13 protein-coding genes and 1 rRNA gene are annotated in these 15,855 nt (G+C 72.3%); 4 read left to right on the top strand and 10 right to left on the bottom strand.

The window, feature by feature from the left end; genetic code table 11:
* The first annotated feature begins 140 nt into the window (after window positions 1-140).
* Window positions 141-257 (top strand): 5S ribosomal RNA (gene rrf / locus ABZ873_RS09790).
* A gap of 76 nt (window positions 258-333) precedes the next feature.
* On the top strand, window positions 334-903 hold the full coding sequence (locus ABZ873_RS09785; RefSeq protein ID WP_360867900.1) for a GNAT family N-acetyltransferase: 570 nt from the start codon (window positions 334-336) through the stop codon (window positions 901-903).
* Here the strand turns inward: ABZ873_RS09785 and ABZ873_RS09780 are convergent.
* The 6 genes from ABZ873_RS09780 to ABZ873_RS09755 all read right to left on the bottom strand — a co-directional run bounded on the left by ABZ873_RS09780 (window position 900) and on the right by ABZ873_RS09755 (window position 8,204).
* Window positions 900-2,645 carry a type VI secretion protein gene (locus tag ABZ873_RS09780; RefSeq protein ID WP_360867897.1) on the bottom strand — a complete coding sequence of 582 codons (1,746 nt, stop codon included), beginning with the start codon at window positions 2,643-2,645 and terminating at the stop codon, window positions 900-902. The two genes, ABZ873_RS09785 and ABZ873_RS09780, sit on opposite strands and share 4 nt — an antisense overlap.
* A 1-nt stretch (window position 2,646) precedes the next feature.
* Window positions 2,647-4,056, bottom strand: coding sequence for an ATP-binding protein (locus ABZ873_RS09775; RefSeq protein ID WP_360867894.1), 1,410 nt, complete (start codon window positions 4,054-4,056; stop codon window positions 2,647-2,649).
* Window positions 4,057-4,075: 19 nt separating this feature from the next.
* Complete coding sequence (locus ABZ873_RS09770) at window positions 4,076-5,638, bottom strand: SCO6880 family protein (RefSeq protein WP_360867891.1); 1,563 nt, start codon at window positions 5,636-5,638, stop codon at window positions 4,076-4,078.
* Window positions 5,635-6,963, bottom strand: coding sequence for a hypothetical protein (locus ABZ873_RS09765; protein WP_360867888.1), 1,329 nt, complete (start codon window positions 6,961-6,963; stop codon window positions 5,635-5,637). The genes ABZ873_RS09770 and ABZ873_RS09765 overlap by 4 nt, the downstream gene beginning before the upstream one ends.
* Window positions 6,953-7,783 (bottom strand): hypothetical protein, encoded by an 831-nt coding sequence (locus ABZ873_RS09760; protein ID WP_360867885.1) that lies wholly within the window; start codon window positions 7,781-7,783, stop codon window positions 6,953-6,955. The genes ABZ873_RS09765 and ABZ873_RS09760 overlap by 11 nt, the downstream gene beginning before the upstream one ends.
* A 112-nt stretch (window positions 7,784-7,895) precedes the next feature.
* Window positions 7,896-8,204 (bottom strand): hypothetical protein, encoded by a 309-nt coding sequence (locus ABZ873_RS09755; RefSeq protein ID WP_008742356.1) that lies wholly within the window; start codon window positions 8,202-8,204, stop codon window positions 7,896-7,898.
* Window positions 8,205-8,553: 349 nt separating this feature from the next.
* Between ABZ873_RS09755 and ABZ873_RS09750 the strand changes: the two genes are divergently transcribed.
* Window positions 8,554-9,705 carry an alpha/beta hydrolase gene (locus tag ABZ873_RS09750; protein WP_360867881.1) on the top strand — a complete coding sequence of 384 codons (1,152 nt, stop codon included), beginning with the start codon at window positions 8,554-8,556 and terminating at the stop codon, window positions 9,703-9,705.
* A gap of 323 nt (window positions 9,706-10,028) precedes the next feature.
* Here the strand turns inward: ABZ873_RS09750 and ABZ873_RS09745 are convergent, their stop codons facing one another.
* A complete protein-coding gene (locus ABZ873_RS09745) occupies window positions 10,029-10,214 on the bottom strand; it encodes a hypothetical protein (RefSeq protein ID WP_360867878.1) in 186 nt (61 codons plus the stop codon).
* A gap of 170 nt (window positions 10,215-10,384) precedes the next feature.
* Here ABZ873_RS09745 and ABZ873_RS09740 point away from each other — a divergent pair, with 170 nt between their 5' ends.
* Window positions 10,385-11,740 (top strand): carbohydrate-binding protein, encoded by a 1,356-nt coding sequence (locus ABZ873_RS09740; protein WP_360867875.1) that lies wholly within the window; start codon window positions 10,385-10,387, stop codon window positions 11,738-11,740.
* A 75-nt stretch (window positions 11,741-11,815) separates the two neighbouring features.
* Here ABZ873_RS09740 and ABZ873_RS09735 read toward each other — a convergent pair whose 3' ends face one another.
* The 3 genes from ABZ873_RS09735 to ABZ873_RS09725 are packed head-to-tail and all read right to left on the bottom strand — an operon-like array spanning window position 11,816 to window position 15,729.
* Window positions 11,816-12,808 carry a YdcF family protein gene (locus tag ABZ873_RS09735; RefSeq protein WP_360867927.1) on the bottom strand — a complete coding sequence of 331 codons (993 nt, stop codon included), beginning with the start codon at window positions 12,806-12,808 and terminating at the stop codon, window positions 11,816-11,818.
* A gap of 46 nt (window positions 12,809-12,854) precedes the next feature.
* Entirely contained in the window at window positions 12,855-14,435 is a 1,581-nt protein-coding gene (locus ABZ873_RS09730) for a D-aminoacylase (protein WP_360867872.1), read from the bottom strand.
* 10 nt (window positions 14,436-14,445) lie between these two features.
* Complete coding sequence (locus ABZ873_RS09725; protein WP_360867869.1) at window positions 14,446-15,729, bottom strand: amino acid deaminase; 1,284 nt, start codon at window positions 15,727-15,729, stop codon at window positions 14,446-14,448.
* Window positions 15,730-15,855: the final 126 nt, after the last annotated feature.

The following is a 15,855-nucleotide window of genomic DNA, read 5'->3' as shown; positions in this document are numbered from 1 at the left end:
CCAGATGTGGAAGCCCGGTAACGGGTGGAGCTGACTGGTACTAATAGGCCGAGGGCTTGTCCTCAGTTGCTCGCGTCCACTGTGTTAGTTCTGAAATAACGAACAGCTGTGAAAACACCAGCGTTCAAATTTCATAGTGTTTCGGTGGTCATAGCGTTAGGGAAACGCCCGGTTACATTCCGAACCCGGAAGCTAAGCCTTTCAGCGCCGATGGTACTGCAGGGGGGACCCTGTGGGAGAGTAGGACGCCGCCGAACAATCATTGTGGGAAAGCCCCGCACCAGCCCTTTCAGGGTCCGGTGCGGGGCTTTTCTGCGTTTAGGCTCTGGGCTCATGGAGCAACTGCAGCATGTGATACGAGCCGTACGTGCCGAGGAGTGGGAGAAGGTCCGGGAGCTGAGGCTCGCCGGGCTGGAGGATCCCGCGGCGCCCGTGGCTTTTCTGGAGACGGTGGAGCAGGCGCAGGGGCACCCTGACGAGTTCTGGCAGGCGCGGGCTCAGGGCGCCTCGCACGGGCGGGCCGCTCGGCAGTTCGTCGCCGTGGGGCCCGGTGGCGAGTGGGACGGGGCGGTGACCGTGCTGGTGGAGGAGGCCGGGACCACCGACTTGTTCGGGCTGGAGGTCGAGCGGGCGCAGGGGCATGTGGTGGGGGTGTTCGTGCGGGCCGCGTGGCGGGGCAGGGGGCTGGCCGAGGCGCTGTTCGACGCCGCGCTGGAGTGGGCCTGGGGGGTGGAGGAGCCCGGGCTGGAGCGCGTACGGCTGTTTGTGCATGAGGGGAATGCGCGGGCCGGGGCGTTCTACCGGCGGTATGGGTTCGAGGTGAGTGGGGTGGTCGTGCCGAAGCCTGGGGGTGGCGGGGCTTTGGAGGTGGAGTATGTGATGGCGCGGCCGGCCGGGGGTTAGAAGCCGGCTTCGGGCCAGCGGGAGCGGGCCTGTTCGCGGCTGCGGCACAGGGCCAGGACCGGGAGGACGTTCTCGGCCAGGACGTCCGGGAGCTGGGGGAACGGGGCCACCGCGGCCACGTCCTCCAGCACCAGGGACAGTGGTGGGTCGAGCCGACCGTGGGATGACCGTGCGGCCATGCGGCGGCCGTGCTCGACCACGTGTGAGGCCAGTGCCGTCAGGAGCGGCATGGCACCCGGGTGGGTGCGGGGGTCTTCCAGGGGTTCACCCACTACGTAGAGGCTGCCCCCTTCGGCGAGGAATGAAGCCAGGGTCAGCGAATCTGTTCGGTTCGGGGTGCATGCCTCGCGGATGTGGACCGAGGTCAGGCAGGCGAGGGCACGGGCCGTCAGGTGCTGGGCGAGCTCGCGGCGTTCGGGGTGGGCGGTGAGGGCGCTCTCCAGCTCGCCGGCCGCTCCGGCGGTGGCCTGGGGGTGGGTGCGGAGGATGCGGACGGGGTCCTGGGCGGAGTTGCCCTGGGCCCAGCGGTGGAGGTGCTTGAAGGGGCGGTCGTCGAGGGCGGCGGCTTGCAGCCAGCTGCGCAGGAGCGTTTCGGCGGTGTCCGCGACGGGGGCGTCCATGCGGGCCTGGGGGCGGACCGGGGCCAGGAGGGCGGTGGCGCGGGTGGCGGCGGTGGTGCGGTCTGTGCAGCCCTCTGTGGGGTTCCAGTGCAGGCGGGGGGTGTCTTCGCACAGGTGCGAGGGGTCGTAGAGGAGGACGGGGCCCAGTTTGGCGCGGGCGGCCCTTGTCTCGGCGTAGAGGGTGGGGGAGGAGGTGATGATCAGGGCTGGGCCGGGGGTTTGGGTGGGGGTGAGGTGGTGGGTGGCGGTGTGGAGGCGGGTGGTGGGGGTGGCGTAGGTGAGGGCGGTGGGGGTTTTGGGCCCCGCGGCCCGGGGCGTGATGGCCGAGGGGGCTGGGTGCGTTGCCGGGTGCGGCGTCGTTGCGGGGGTGCTGCCCCCGAGCCCCCGCGCCTCAAGCGCCGGCGAGGCTGGGAGTGGGGGTGCAGGGAGGGTGGCTGGGTGCTGCGCCGTTGCGGGGGCGCTGCCCCCGAGCTCCCGCGCCTCAAACGCCGGCGGGGCTGGGGGTGGGGCTGGGATGGTTGCCGGGTGCGGCGTCGTTGCGGGGGCGCGGCCCCCGGGCCCCTGCGCCTCAAGCGCCGGCGGGGCTGGAGTGGGCGGGGCTGGATTGGGTGCTGCTGGGAGGGTGGCTGGGTGCGGCGTCGTTGCGGGGGCGCGGCCCCCGGGCCCCCGCGCCTCAAGCGCCGGCGGGGCTGAAATGGGTGGGGCTGGAATGGGTGTCGGCGGGGCCGGGGTGGGGGGTAGGAGGCCCGCCTTTTGGAGGGCGCGGCGGGATTTGGTTCTGGCTACTGCGTTGATGGTGAAGATGGTCAGGACGAAGAGGGTGAGGAGTTGGCCGATGAAGAGGCCCCAGAAGAGGCCCCAGCCGGGGAGGGCTGGGGCGGGGGTGTCCGGCCAGGCCGCGGGGATGTCGTGAGGTTCTGTTATCAGGGCGCGGACGGCCGTCGGGGTGCGGGTGAAGGTGACCGTGTCGGGCCAGGTGCCGTGGGAGAAGAGGGCTGAGAGGCCGGTGGCCGTCCAGACGAGGACGGCCAGGCCGAGGAGGAAGGCGAGGAGGGCGACCAGCAGGCCGTCCGGGATTCCGCCGCCGCGCGCGGGGGGTTCCGTACGTCGTGCTTCGTGCATGTCAGGCCACCGTGGTGCTGCCGGTGCCGCGGCGGCGTTCGATGGACAGGGCGCGTTCCTCCGCTTCCAGTTCGGCGGCCAGGAGGTCGTCGGGGAGGCGGCTGGGGGTGGAGGACTCGGTCATGGCGCGGTCGGTGAAGACGAGGGGGCGCTCGGCTTCGGTGATGAGGTGTTTGACGACCTGGACGTTGCCGTTGACGTCCCAGACCGCGATGCCGGGGGTGAGGGTGGGGATGATCTCCACCGCCCAGCGGGGGAGGCCCAGGACGCGGCCGGTGGCGCGGGCCTCGTCGGCTTTCTGGGCGTAGATGGTGCGGGTGGAGGCCATCTTGAGGATGGCCGCGGCTTCGCGGGCGGCGGCGCCGTCGACGACGTCGGAGAGGTGGTGGACGACGGCGACGAAGGACAGGCCGAGGCGGCGGCCGAACTTCAGGAGGCGCTGGAAGAGCTGGGCCACGAAGGGGCTGTTGATGATGTGCCAGGCTTCCTCGACCAGGAAGATGCGCTTCTTGCGGTCGGGGCGGATCCAGGTGTGTTCCAGCCAGACTCCGACGATCGCCATGAGGATGGGCATGGCGATGGAGTTGCGGTCGATGTGGGAGAGGTCGAAGACGATCAGGGGGGCGTCGAGGTCGATGCCGACGGTCGTGGGGCCGTCGAACATGCCGCGGAGGTCGCCGTCGACGAGGCGGTCGAGGACGAGTGCCACGTCGAGGCCCCAGGCCCGGACATCGTCTATGTCGACATTCATGGCGAGGGAGGATTCGGCCTCGGGATGGCGCAGTTGCTCCACGATGTCGGTGAGGACCGGCTGGCGGGTGGTGATGGTGTGCACCACGTAGGCGTGGGCGACCTTGAGGGCGAAGCCGGCCCGTTCGTCGAGGCCGTGGCCCATGGCCACCTCGATGATGGTGCGGAGCAGGGCGAGCTGCCCGGTCGTGGTGATGGCCGGGTCGAGCGGGTTGAGGCGGATCCCGGAGTCGTTGGCGGCGATGGGGTCCAGGCGGATGGGGGTTATCCCCAGCTCCTGGGCGATGAGGTTCCATTCGCCGACGCCGTCCTCGCCCTGGGCGTCGAGGACGACGACCTGGCGGTCCTTGAAGCGGAGCTGGCGCAGGACGTAGGTCTTCTCCAGGGCCGACTTGCCGTTGCCGGATTCGCCGAGGACGAGCCAGTGGGGGGCCGGGAGCTGCTGGCCGTACAGCTGGAAGGGGTCGTAGATGTAGCCCTTGCCGCTGTAGACCTCGCGGCCGATGATGACGCCGGAGTCGCCGAGGCCGGGGGCGGCGGTGGGCAGGTAGACGGCCTGCGCCTGCCCGGTGGAGGTGCGTACGGGCAGGCGCGTGGTTTCGACTTTGCCGAAGAGGAAGCTGGTGAAGGCGTCCGTCAGCGCTGTCATGGGATCTCGCATGGGCGGCTTTTCCCTCCAGCTAGCGTCGGATGCCGGTGGCGAACGGCAGGGTGTTGACGAAGGCGCGGTGGTGCTCGCGGTCGCACCACTCCAGCTTCAGGTAGGACTTGCCGGCGGAGGCGCGGATGGTGCGCTTGTCGCGGGCGAGGGCCTCCGGTGAACGCGAGGACACCGTGATGTACCCGACCAGGTTGACTCCGGCAGCGCCGCTGGCGAGATCTTCACCCCTCTGGTCGAGCCGGCCGTGGGCGGCGATGTCGCGGGGGTCGACGGTGCGGTTCATCTTGGCGGCGCGGGAGGCGTCGGCCTCGTCGTTGGTCTTCTCGGTGAGCATGCGCTCGATGGCGACCTCGGTCGGTTCCAGGTCCATGGTGACGGCGACGGTGCGGATGACGTCGGGGGTGTGGACGAGGAGGGGGGCGAGGAAGTTCACGCCGACGGGGGTCATGGGCCATTCCTTGACCCAGGCGGTGGCGTGGCACCAGGGGGCGCGGGTGGAGGACTCGCGGGTCTTGGCCTGGAGGAAGGTCGGTTCGACGGCGTCGAGCTCGGCGGGCCAGGCGTTGCGCTTGGTCATGGCCTGGATGTGGTCGATGGGGTGGTCCGGGTCGTACATGGAGTGCACGAGGGAGGCGAGGCGGCCCTGGCCGAGGGGCTGGCGTACGCGGATGTCGGCCTCGGCGAGGCGGGCGCAGATGTCGGTGAGCTCGCGGGCCATGACGATGGCGAGGCCGGAGTCGCGGTCGAGCTTGCGGCCCTTGCGGGTGGTGGAGGCGCGGGCGATGGTGACGGCTTCGGCGGCCAGGTCGCGGGTGTAGTGCATGCAGGCGACGAGGTAGGCGCGGTGCTGCTCGGAGGAGGTGGACACCATCGACTGGAGCTGGTCGTAGGAGTCGCGCAGCCAGACGGGGGCCCGGGTGTCACCGCGCTGGGCGACGTCCTTGGCGTGGGCGTCGGGGTCGGCGGGGAGGGTGCGGGCGAGCATCTGGAGGCGGGTGACGAAGCCGTCGCCGTTGGCGACGTGCTTGAGGAGGGTGCCGAAGCGGTCGACGAGGGCTTCCTGGTCCTCGCTGTCGCGCAGGCCGACGCCGGGGCCCTCGATCTCGATGGCGGCGGTGACGGTGCGGCGGTCGGCGTGGAGGAGTACGGCGATCTCGTCGGGGCCGAAGGGGGCGGCGAGCCAGTTGATGCGGCCGATGCCGGGGGGCGGGCCGATCTCGACCTCGCGGCCGTCGGCGGCGCGGATGCCGGCTTCGACGGCGCCGGAGCGGTAGGTGGTGCCGCGGCGCAGGGTGCGCTTGTAGCTGCGGTTGATCTCGAACCAGCGGTAGAAGGTGCGGCCCTTGTACGGGACGTACACGGCGGAGAGCGCGAGCACGGGGAAGCCGACGAGGGCGACGATGCGCAGGGTGAGGCCGGGGACGAGCAGTCCGCTCATCATGCCGAGGAAGGCCCCGACGATGATCAGGGCGATCTCGCCGGTCTCGCGGTTCTTGCCGACGATCGCGTTCGGCCGGGCGCGGCCGATGAGATACGTGCGGCGGGGCGCGACCGGGTGCAGCTGGTGGGACTGGGTCGTCAACGCCCGTCACCTCCTGTGTTCCTCGTGCTGGAGCCCGTACGGGGCGCGGGTGCGGCGGGGAGGGTGCCGGCGCCGGTGCCGCCGCCGGAGGTGGGCCGGCTGCTGTGGGCGGCCACGCCTCCGGAGAGGGGGTTGGCGGGGCGGGGTGCCGCGCCTGCGCCGCTGTCGCCTCCGCGGTGGGCGCCGCGGCTGCTGTGGGTCTTGATGCCCTGGGAGACGAGGGAGGCGGGGGAGCTGATGACGGCGGCGGCCTGGGCGCCGTCGGTGGCCTTGCTGCGGTTGGAGCGGGCGGCGGCGATCTCGTCGCCGAAGCCGGGGACGAAGCGGTAGATCATCGCGGAGGCGAAGATCGCCAGCAGGATGATGGAGAGGCCGGTGACGACGGCGGAGAAGGCGTTGGGGCCCTTTTCGCCGGTCAGGGCGCCGGCGAGGCCGAGGACGATGACGATGACCGGCTTCACGAGGATGACGGCGATCATGATGCCGGCCCAGCGGCGGACGTGGCCCCAGAGGTTGCGGTCGACGAGGCCGGCGTAGACGACGACGCCGAGGAGGGCGCCCACGTAGAGGAGGGCGGCCCGGATGAAGAGTTCGAGGAAGAGGATGCCGGCGGCGAGGACGGTGACGAGGGCGACGACGATCAGCATGATCGGGCCGCCGCCGATGTCGTCGCCCTTCTTGAGGGCTTCGGTGAAGGAGCCGAAGAAGACGTCGGTCTGGCCGCCGGTGGCGGAGGCGATGACCTCGGTGACGCCGTCGGTGGCGGAGACGACGGTGTAGAGGATCAGGGGGGTGAAGGCGGAGGCGAGGACGGTGAGCCAGAGGAAGCCGATGGCTTCGGAGAGGGCGGTGGTGAGGGGGACGCCGCGGACGGCTCGTTTGGCTACGGCGAAGAGCCAGAGGACGAGCGTGAGGATGGTGGAGGCGGCGAAGACGACGGCGTACTGCTTGAGGAAGGTGGCGTTGGTGAAGTCGACGTTTGCGCTGCCGTTGACGGCTTCGCTGAGCTTGGTGACGATCCAGGCGGCGGCGTCGGCGCAGCCGCGGGCGAGGGAGGCGAGGGGGTTGAGGGCGTCCGTGCCGGTGGAGTCGAGTCCTCTGCCGGTGCTGCCGCCGGTTGCTGCGCCGTCGCCCTTGAGGCAGTAGTCCTTGGCCGAGCCGATCAGCAGATCGCAGTCCTCGTTCGCGGCGGGGGCCGAGGGGGACGGCGTCGCTGTGGGGCTCGGTGTGGGGGCCGCGTAGGCGTGGGTGGCCAGGGCGGCGAGGGCGGTGTGGACGGAGGCGACCACGCCCAGCCGGGCGGGGAGCCGCAGGCTAGCGGGCATAGGTGAATCCTCCGAACTCCTTGATGGCCTTGCTCATGTCGTCGGACGTCGACACGGGGACATCGCCGGGAACCGGTGCGGGGCCGTCCTGCTGGGTGTCGTCGACGACCTTCCAGTCCTCGCCGACCCAGCTCAGCTCGAAGGTCCAGGTCTTCCAGAGGGTCCGCACCGGGTCGGTGGACTTGGTGCCGGACATGCCGATGAGGCCGGTGTACCAGACGGAGACCTTGGCGGCGGCCGGGGTGTAGCTGTCGACGCGGGTGCCGATCGGGACGGTACGGGTGACGAAGGTGCTGCCCTGCGGAGGGGCGCCGTTCGCGTCGAGGCCCAGCTTCCCCAGGAACTCGGGCGAGTACGCCGCGTCCTGAGGGCCCTTCATGCGCGCGGCCACGTCGGGAGCGTAGATGCCGTCGACGAGGGCGTGCCGAGAGTCCTTCCTGAACATGGCGTCGGAGCCGAGGGCCACCGCGTAGTTGGTGGCCGCGGACTGGGCTCCCTGTTCGTTGTGGGCGAAGCCTCTTGGGATGCCGGCTGCTCTGTCCGTCACCGGGGCCGTGCCCGTGGCCGTTGTGGAGGAGGTGGCGGGGGTGGTGTTGGTGGGTTTGGCGTCCGGGGTGTCCTGGGACTGGTTGGCGAAGGCGATGGCGGCCATGAGGAGGACCACCACGCCGACGACCGTGACCAGGCTGCGGGAGGTGCGGGGGGCGCGGCGGGTGGGGCCGTACGGGTCGGTGGGGGCTTCGGGGAGGCGGGTGCGGGTCTGGCCCGTGCCGCCGACCTCGCCGTGGCCGGCGCCGCCGTACTGGTCGTCGTTGCTCATTCCGTTTCCGCCCCCTCCGCGTCCTACGACGGTAGCGCTGGTTACCGCGTGGACGCGGTGTGGTGAGTCCTCATCAGGTGCGGGCCACCGCTGGTCGGTCCGGTTGGGCCGGTCAGACGGCCATGCCGTAGACGATCGTGAAGAGCGTGCCCAGGGAGCCGATGATGAAGACGCCCGTGAGGCCGGCCACGATCAGGCCCTTGCCCTGTTCCGCGCTGAACGTGTCGCGCAGGGCGGTCGCGCCGATGCGCTGCTTGGCGGCGCCCCAGATGGCGATGCCGAGGCACAGGAGGATCGCCACGGCCATGACCACTTCGATCATGACCTTCGCTTCGTTGCCGAGACTGCCGAACGGCCCCCAGTTGGGGGCGATTCCGCCGATGATGGTGGTGATGTCGCCCTTTTCGGCTGCCAGGATCATGTAACTCACCGCCCCTGTACGGGTAGTTCCGGATGCCCGCTGCCCGACGGCAGGGGTCTCGCACTATCTTCGCTGATGAAACCGCCGCCGTCGTCGACTTGTCGGCTCTCTTTACCCGACTTCGCGGCCGGCGACCCGTCTGTGCGCTCTGACCTGGGCCGGGTCGGTGCGTACGCGAGAGAAACATGCGGTCACCCTGTGTACCACGGGGGGTGACGCGGGGCGGTGATTGTCGTCCCCGTGTGCGAGGAGTGAGGCGTGGGGCCGCCGTTCGGAGCAGTGGTTCGGTGGTGATGGGTGGGCGTGGGACTGCCCGGGCGTTGTCAGTGGGGTCCGGCAGGGTGGAGGGATGACGAATCCCTGGACTCTCGCGGATCTTGAGGCGGCCATCAGGGCGGGATGGTCCGCCGACACGTGCGAGCCCGCCGACATCAGCCGGGTGCCCTGGTCCGCCGAGAATCCGGCGTGGGGGCAGTGCGACATCACGGCGCTGCTCGTGCAGGACCTGGTGGGCGGGGACCTGGTGCTGGGCGAGGTGTTCCACGGGGGCCGTCAGGAGGGCTACCACTGGTGGAACCTGCTGCCCGGGGGGATACGGGTGGACCTCACGCGGGAGCAGTTCCGGCGGGGGGAGACGGTGACGCCGGGGCGGGTCGTGAAGCGGCCGGGCGGGCGGTTGCGGCGGCGGTGGGAGGAGTACCAGCTGCTGCGCCGGCGGGTCATCGACACGCTCGGGCCGCTGCCGGGGGTGATGGTGACGGCGGACGGGCGGAGGCTGGCCTATACGGATTTCGGGGGGCCGGGGGCTCCGCTGCTCGCGCTGCACGGGCACTTCGGGCAGGGGGCGGACTTCGAACGGCTCGCGCGGGAGGTGGGGCCGGCGTGGCGGGTGATCGCCCTGGACCAGCGGGGGCACGGGGACTCCGACCGGGCTACGGAGTACACCCGGATGGGGTACGTGGAGGACGCGGCGGCCCTGCTGGAGCACATCGGGCTGGGGCCGGCGGTGGTGCTCGGGCATTCGCTGGGCGGGGTGAACGCGTATCAGCTGGCCGCGTGGAGGCCGGAGCTGGTGCGGGCGGTGGTGGTCGAGGACATCGGGGCGGTGGTGGACGGGGATCTGTCGTTCGCGCGGGAGTGGCCGGTGCGGGCGGCGACGCGGGAGGAGTTCCTGGCGGGGGTGGGGAGTGCGGCGCCGTATCTGGAGGGGGCGGTGCGGGAGCGGGTGGAGGGGTGGGGGACGGCCTTCGAGGTCGAGGACATGGTGGAGTCCCAGCGGCGGCTGAACGGGGATCACTGGGGGGACTGGCTGCGGGTGGCGCGGCCGACGTTGCTGGTGCGGGGGGAGCGGAGCGGGGTGTTGTCGGCGGGGCTGGCGCGGGAGATGGCGGTGCGGAGGGCGGGCGTGCGGTTGGTTGAGCTGGGGGCTGGGCACTCCGTGCGGGTGGGGGATCCTGGGGGGTATTTTTCCGCTTTGCGGGGTTTTTTGGGGCGGGTGTAGGGGGCCGGGGCCGGGGCCGGTGGGGGTGCCGGGGGTGTGTTGCCGGGTGCGGCGCCGTTGCGGGGGCGCTGCCCCCGAGCCCCCGCGCCTCAATCGCCGGCGGGGCTTGGTTGGGGCTCCGCCCCTTGCCCCCGCGCCTCAATCGCCGGCGGGGCTGGAGTTGGCCCGGCGGGGCTTGGTTGGGGCTCCGCCCCTTGCCCCCGCGCCTCAAACGCCGGCGGGGCTGGAATTGGCCCGGCGGCCTGGATTAGGCGGTGGGATGGATTGGGCGGTGGGGCCGGGGTTTTTGTGGCCCCGGCCCCGTGGCGTGCGGAGGGGGGTAGTCAGGGCAGGTAGCGTTCGATTACCTGGGGGCCTTCTTTTTCGATCATCTTGCGGGCCTTTTCGACACGCTCCGGTGTCGGGTCCTGGCCCGTGGCCATGACCAGGTCTTCGGGGTCGTACGGTCGTTCGCCGCCGGTGAAGAGGCGGTCCGACCGGGTGGGCTGTTCGTCGGGTTCACTGACCATCGCGTACCTCCTACGGTTTTCCCCTGGCCCCATCGTCCGGCCCCCGCCCCATGAACGCACCTCGGCCGGGGCCATAACACCGGGGGAGGGGCCAACCGGCAGCTCCCACAACGTCGTTCGGATTTCTACGGTTTCCGCAGACCCCCCACCGGAAACCGAGGAGATCCCCCATGCTCAAGCGACACGCCCGCGCGGCGTGTACCGCCCTGGCCGCCGCCGGGCTGCTGTTCGCCGGGTCGGGCGGCGCCACCGCCGAGCCCGTCCCCGGACCCACCGCCCCCTCCGCCGCCACCGCCCTGCGGACCGCCGACGCGCCGCCCGAGCTGCTCGCCGCCCTGCAGCGCGACCTCGGCCTGACCCCCACGCAGGCCAAGGCGCGGCTGGTGCACGAGGCCGAGGCCGGGGCCACCGCCGCCCGCCTGCGGGACCGGCTCGGTGCGGCCTTCGCCGGGGCCTGGGTGGACGGGGCCGACGCCGGCACCCTCACCGTGGCCACCACCCGGGCCGCCGACACCGCCGCGATACGGGCCGCCGGGGCCGACGCGCGGATCGTCGTACGGGCCCTCGCCGACCTGGACTCCGCCAAGGCCGTCCTGGACCGGGCCGCGGGCCCGCGGACGCCCGTACGGTACGTGGACGCGCGGGCCAACACCCTCGTCGTCGAGGAGACCGAGGCGGGGGCCGCGGCCCGGCTGCTCGCCGCCACCGGCACCGACCCCGCGCTCGTCACGGTGGTCCGCACGGCCGAGGCCCCGCGCCCGCTGTACGACCTGCGCGGCGGGGACGCGTACTACATGAACGGCAGCGGCCGCTGCTCCGTCGGCTTCCCCGTGACCAAGGGGACCGTGAACGGCTTCGCCACCGCCGGGCACTGCGGCCGCGCCGGGACCACCACCACCGGCTTCAACCAGGTCGCCCAGGGCTCCTTCCAGGCGTCCGTCTTCCCCGGCAACGACATGGCCTGGGTCGCCGCGAACACCAACTGGACCGCCACCCCGTACGTGAAGGGCAGCGGCGGCGCGAACGTGCAGGTCACGGGCTCGGTCCTGCAGCCGGTCGGGGCCTCGGTCTGCCGCTCCGGCTCCACCACCGGCTGGCACTGCGGCACGATCCAGCAGCACAACACCAGCGTCACCTACCCCGAGGGCACCATCTCCGGCGTGACCCGTACGACGGTCTGCGCCGAGCCCGGCGACTCCGGCGGCTCCTACATCTCCGGGAGCCAGGCCCAGGGCGTGACCTCGGGCGGTTCCGGCAACTGCTCCAGCGGCGGCACCACCTTCTTCCAGCCGCTGAACCCGATCCTGTCGGCCTACGGGCTCACCCTCAAGGTCACCGGATCCGACCCGGGCCCCGGCCCCGGCCCCGGTGACCCCGAGCCGGGCGGCACCTGGAAGGCGGGCACGGTCTACGCGGCCGGCGCCACCGTCACCTACGGCGGCGGGACCTACCGCTGCCTCCAGGGCCACCAGGCCCAGGCCGGCTGGGAGCCGCCGAACGTCCCCGCCCTCTGGCAGCGCGTCTGAGGAAGCGGGAAGCAGAAGGACGGACGAGACCGCGACCGGTGCCGTGGCTGCCAAGGGGGGAGTCACGGCACCTTCTCAGACCAGGACCGCCGCCAGCGTGCCCAGCGTGCCGAAGACCGTCAGCAGGCCGCAGATCGACAGGTTCACCGCGCGGTGCTCCCAGAACACCGCGACGAACTCCCGGATCGTGGCGCTCGGCCAGTAGTACTTCGCCGTCGGCGAGCCCACGACCTGCCCGTTCACCCCGGTCTTGCGTGCCAGCATCGCCGCCCGGAAGGCGTGGAAGTTGTTGGTGACGATCACGCACCGGTAGGCCGCGTAGTGCTCCTCCATGATCGCCCGGCTGAACCGCAGGTTCTCCTCGGTGGTCGTGGACTGCTCCTCCAGCACCACGTGCTCGGCCGGTACACCCTCCGCGATCAGCCAGTCCGCCATCGCGCGGGCCTCGGACACCTTCTCGTCGGTGCCCTTGCCGCCCGAGACGAGCAGCAGCGGCGGGCGGCTGCCGCGGGCCAGCTGGCGCTCGTAGATCTGCTGTCCCTTGCGCAGCCGGGAGGCCAGCAGCGGCGGCACCCGGTCGCCGCCGACCAGGCCCGAGCCCAGCATGACCACATGGCCGACGTCCCCGCGGACCTTGATCCGGCCGTAGAGGAAGGCGTAGCCGAGGAAGCAGAAGAAGACGAAGGAGATGTAGCCGGCGACCACGGTGAGGGTCCCGGCGATGCCGCCGAGGACCAAGGACTCCGATACGACGACCAGGACCAGCAGGCCGATCAGAGCGAAGACGGCGATGCCCGCCAGCAGCGACAGCATGGTGGCCGGGCGCAGCCCCTCCTTGCGGATCATCGTCAGGCCGTTGCGGACGAGCAGGACGCCGAGCGCCAGCACGCCGAAGGCGGGCGAGGCGAAGGTGAGCACGACGACGGTGACGGTGGCCCAGCCGGGCAGCTTGGACACCTGGAGGAAGAGGGCGGAGAAGGCGGTCAGGAAGGTCAGCCCGAGGAGGACGGCGTTGCTGAAACGGCGCCGGTCCCGCCGGACGTTGACGCAGAACGCGAGGAAGAGCAGGGCGGCGAGGGCGAAGGCGACCGTGGCGCCATCGTAGGCGGCTGATCTACCGTCCCGGCGCCCCGGTCCGGCGCACCGCCCGCCCGGCCAGCACCGGCGTGCGGCGGCCGTCGCGGATGACGAAGCGGCCGTCGATCAGGACGTACGGGATCCCCGCGGGCAGGGTGCGCGGCCGCTCGTAGGTGGCTCCGGCCGCGACCGTGGCGGGGTCGAAGAGCACCAGGTCGGCGCGGTGGCCCACGCGGACCAGCCCCCGGTCGGGCAGCCGCAGCCGCGCCGCGGGCCGGCCGGACAGGTGCGCGACGCACTCCTCCAGGCTGAGCAGTCCCAGCTCGCGGACGTAGTGGCCGAGGTAGTGCGGGAAGGTGCCGTAGGCGCGCGGGTGCGGTTTCGCGCCCTGGAGGATGCCGTCGGAGCCGCCGGTGTGGACGCGGTGGCGCATGATCGCCCGGACGTTCTCCTCGTGGCCGACGTGCTGGAGCACCGTCGGCGCGAGCCGGTCGCCGAGCAGCAGCCGGCGGGCGGTGTCCCAGCCGTCGAGGCGCCGGCCCACGTACGGGGCGTACGCGGGGTCGGTGACGCCGGAGATCTCGACGGTGGACCAGTCGACGGGCACGCCGTGGCAGCCGTCGGAGCCCTCGCTCTCCAGCGCGTGGCGGATCCGCCCGGCGTGGCCGTCGTCGCGGAGGCGGGCCAGGAGGGCGTCCGGGCCGCCCTCGTGGGCCCAGCTGGGCAGCAGGGCGGCGAGGGTGGTGCAGCCGGGGGTGTACGGGTAGCTGTCGAGGGTGATGTCGGCGCCCTCGGCCAGGGCCGCGTCGAGCAGGGCGAGGAGTTCCCCGGCCCGGCCCGCGTTCTCGCCGAAGTTCATGGTGGCGTGCGCGAGGTGCAGGGCGCAGCCGGCCTCCCGGGCCAGGGCGGTCATCTCGGCGTAGGCGGCGAGCGCGCCGCGGCCGTAACTGCGGTGGTGGGGGCAGTAGTAGCCGCCGTAGCGGGCGACGACCCGGCACAGCTCGGTGAGTTCGGAGCCGGAGGCGTACATGCCGGGGGTGTAGGTGAGGCCGGAGGACATGCCGAAGGCGCCCTCGGCGAGGCCGTCGGCGACGAGCCGCCGCATGCGGTCCAGCTCGTCCGGGGTGGCCGGGCGGTCGTCCCAGCCGATGACATGGGCGCGTACGGTGCCCTGCGGGACGAGGTAGGCGGCGTTGACGGCGATGCCCTCGCCGCCGAAGCCGCGGTCGAGCCGGTCGAGGTAGCCGCCGACGGTGCGCCAGTCGAAGTCGATGTCGTCACCGGGGCCGTTCCAGCCGGCGATGGCGGTCCGGACCCCGGCGAGGGTGCGGTCGTCGACGGGGGCGTAGGAGAGGCCGTCCTGGCCGAGGACTTCGAGGGTCACGCCCTGGGCGGCCTTCGCGCTGTGGTCCGGGTCGCGCAGCAGGGCGAGGTCGCTGTGGGCGTGCATGTCGACGAAGCCGGGGGCGAGGGCCAGGCCGTGCGCGTCCAGGGTCCGGCGGCCCCCGGACAGCCGGCCGAGGGCGGCGATCCGGCCCTCGTGGACGCCGACGTCCGCGGTGTACGAGGGGCCGCCCGTGCCGTCGACGACACGGGCGCCCCGGATGACCAGGTCCACGGCGGCGGGCCTAGAAGAAGGTGCGGACGTAGTCGGTGACGGTGCCGTCGGCCTCCACCACGGGGATCAGCGGCCACTTCTCGAAGATCGTGCACGGGTGGGACATGCCGAGCGCCACCCAGTCGCCCACCCGCACGTCCTCGGCGGTGTCGGTCTCCAGCCAGGCGTGCTGGTCGGACAGCTTCACCACGCGCACGCCGGTGGCGGGCCGCTCCTCGCCGGTGAGGCCGTCGCGGACCAGTTCGGCCTCGGGCAGCCCGAGGTCGTAGGCGATGTCGCGCTTGCCCGCGTTGACGAAGCCCTGGGTGGCGGAGGGGCGGGAGACCACCTGGGTCCACAGCCGGAAGGCGGGGCGCAGCCCGCCCTCGCCGGGGTGCCGGTTGAAGGGGGTCAGCCGGGTGTACCAGCCGTGGTCGTGGGAGACGTACGCGCCGGAGCGCAGCAGTTTCAGGACCGGCCGGGACAGCTCGGGCAGCTCGGCGAAGACATCGGCGACGGAGTCGAACCAGGCGGAGCCGCCGGCGCTGACGACGATCTCGTCGAGGCCGGCCGCGTACCGTCCGTCCCGGTCGAACTCGACGGCGAGGGCGGTCAGCCGGCGCAGATAGGCGGCGACGCTCTCCGGACCGGCCCCGGGCACCTCGGCCTCGTAGCCGGCCGTGCCGACCAGCCGCAGGGTGCCGGTGGCGGCGACCGCGTCGGCGACGGCCCGGCACTCCTCCTCGGTACGGGCGCCGGTACGGGCCCCCTCGCCGGCGCCGAGTTCGACGACGACGTCCACCGGGCGCGTGGTGCGGCCCCGCAGGGCGCGGTCCATGAGCTGGACGCCGCGTACGGAGTCGACGTAGCAGACGAAGCGGAAGCCGGGGTCGGCGGTGAGCTCGGCGGCGACCCAGTGCAGGGCGGCCGGGTCGACCAGCTCGTTGGCGAGGAAGATCCGGGAGATGCCGAAGGCGCGGTAGACGCGGGCCTGGTGCGGGACGGCGGCGGTGATGCCCCAGGCGCCGTGCTCCAGCTGGCGGCGGAAGAGCTGCGGGGCCATGCAGGTCTTGCCGTGCGGGGCGAAGGCGAGGCCGTGGCGGGCGGCGTACGCGCCGAGTGCGGTGAGGTTGTGCTCCAGCGCTTCCGCGTCGAGGGTGAGGACGGGGGTGGTGAACCCGCCCCTGAACAGGTCCCGGCGCTGCGCGGCGAGCTGCCCGACGGTGAGGCCCCGCGCGTCCGGGGGCAGTCCCTTGAACCGGTGGTCGACGGGCTCGTCGGCGAGGTCCTTGACGGGGTCGCTGGCGCTGGCCATGCGGGTGCCTCCCGGGGTTGCGTGGGGTGCAACGGTCGTTGCGTGTACCGCTGCATGCTGTCTAACATCCCCGGTGACGGCGGGTCAACGCGCGGCCCCGCCGCGGGGGCCGGGCCCCGCGGGCAC

The sequence above is a fragment of the Streptomyces sp. NPDC047014 genome (genome assembly GCF_040644195.1).
GTDB lineage: Bacteria > Actinomycetota > Actinomycetes > Streptomycetales > Streptomycetaceae > Streptomyces.
Note: the sequence above shows the minus strand (reverse complement) of the source record. Positions and strands in the feature narration are given on the sequence as shown.

Coding starts and splice junctions, on each gene's coding strand:
- ABZ873_RS09745 (WP_360867878.1), bottom strand. CDS start 10,214: ATGGTCAGTGAACCCGACGAACAGCCCACCCGGTCGGACCGCCTCTTC.
- ABZ873_RS09785 (WP_360867900.1), top strand. CDS start 334: ATGGAGCAACTGCAGCATGTGATACGAGCCGTACGTGCCGAGGAGTGG.
- ABZ873_RS09725 (WP_360867869.1), bottom strand. CDS start 15,729: ATGGCCAGCGCCAGCGACCCCGTCAAGGACCTCGCCGACGAGCCCGTC.
- ABZ873_RS09760 (WP_360867885.1), bottom strand. CDS start 7,783: ATGAGCAACGACGACCAGTACGGCGGCGCCGGCCACGGCGAGGTCGGC.
- ABZ873_RS09740 (WP_360867875.1), top strand. CDS start 10,385: ATGCTCAAGCGACACGCCCGCGCGGCGTGTACCGCCCTGGCCGCCGCC.
- ABZ873_RS09780 (WP_360867897.1), bottom strand. CDS start 2,645: ATGCACGAAGCACGACGTACGGAACCCCCCGCGCGCGGCGGCGGAATC.
- ABZ873_RS09765 (WP_360867888.1), bottom strand. CDS start 6,963: ATGCCCGCTAGCCTGCGGCTCCCCGCCCGGCTGGGCGTGGTCGCCTCC.
- ABZ873_RS09775 (WP_360867894.1), bottom strand. CDS start 4,056: ATGCGAGATCCCATGACAGCGCTGACGGACGCCTTCACCAGCTTCCTC.
- ABZ873_RS09755 (WP_008742356.1), bottom strand. CDS start 8,204: ATGATCCTGGCAGCCGAAAAGGGCGACATCACCACCATCATCGGCGGA.
- ABZ873_RS09750 (WP_360867881.1), top strand. CDS start 8,554: ATGACGAATCCCTGGACTCTCGCGGATCTTGAGGCGGCCATCAGGGCG.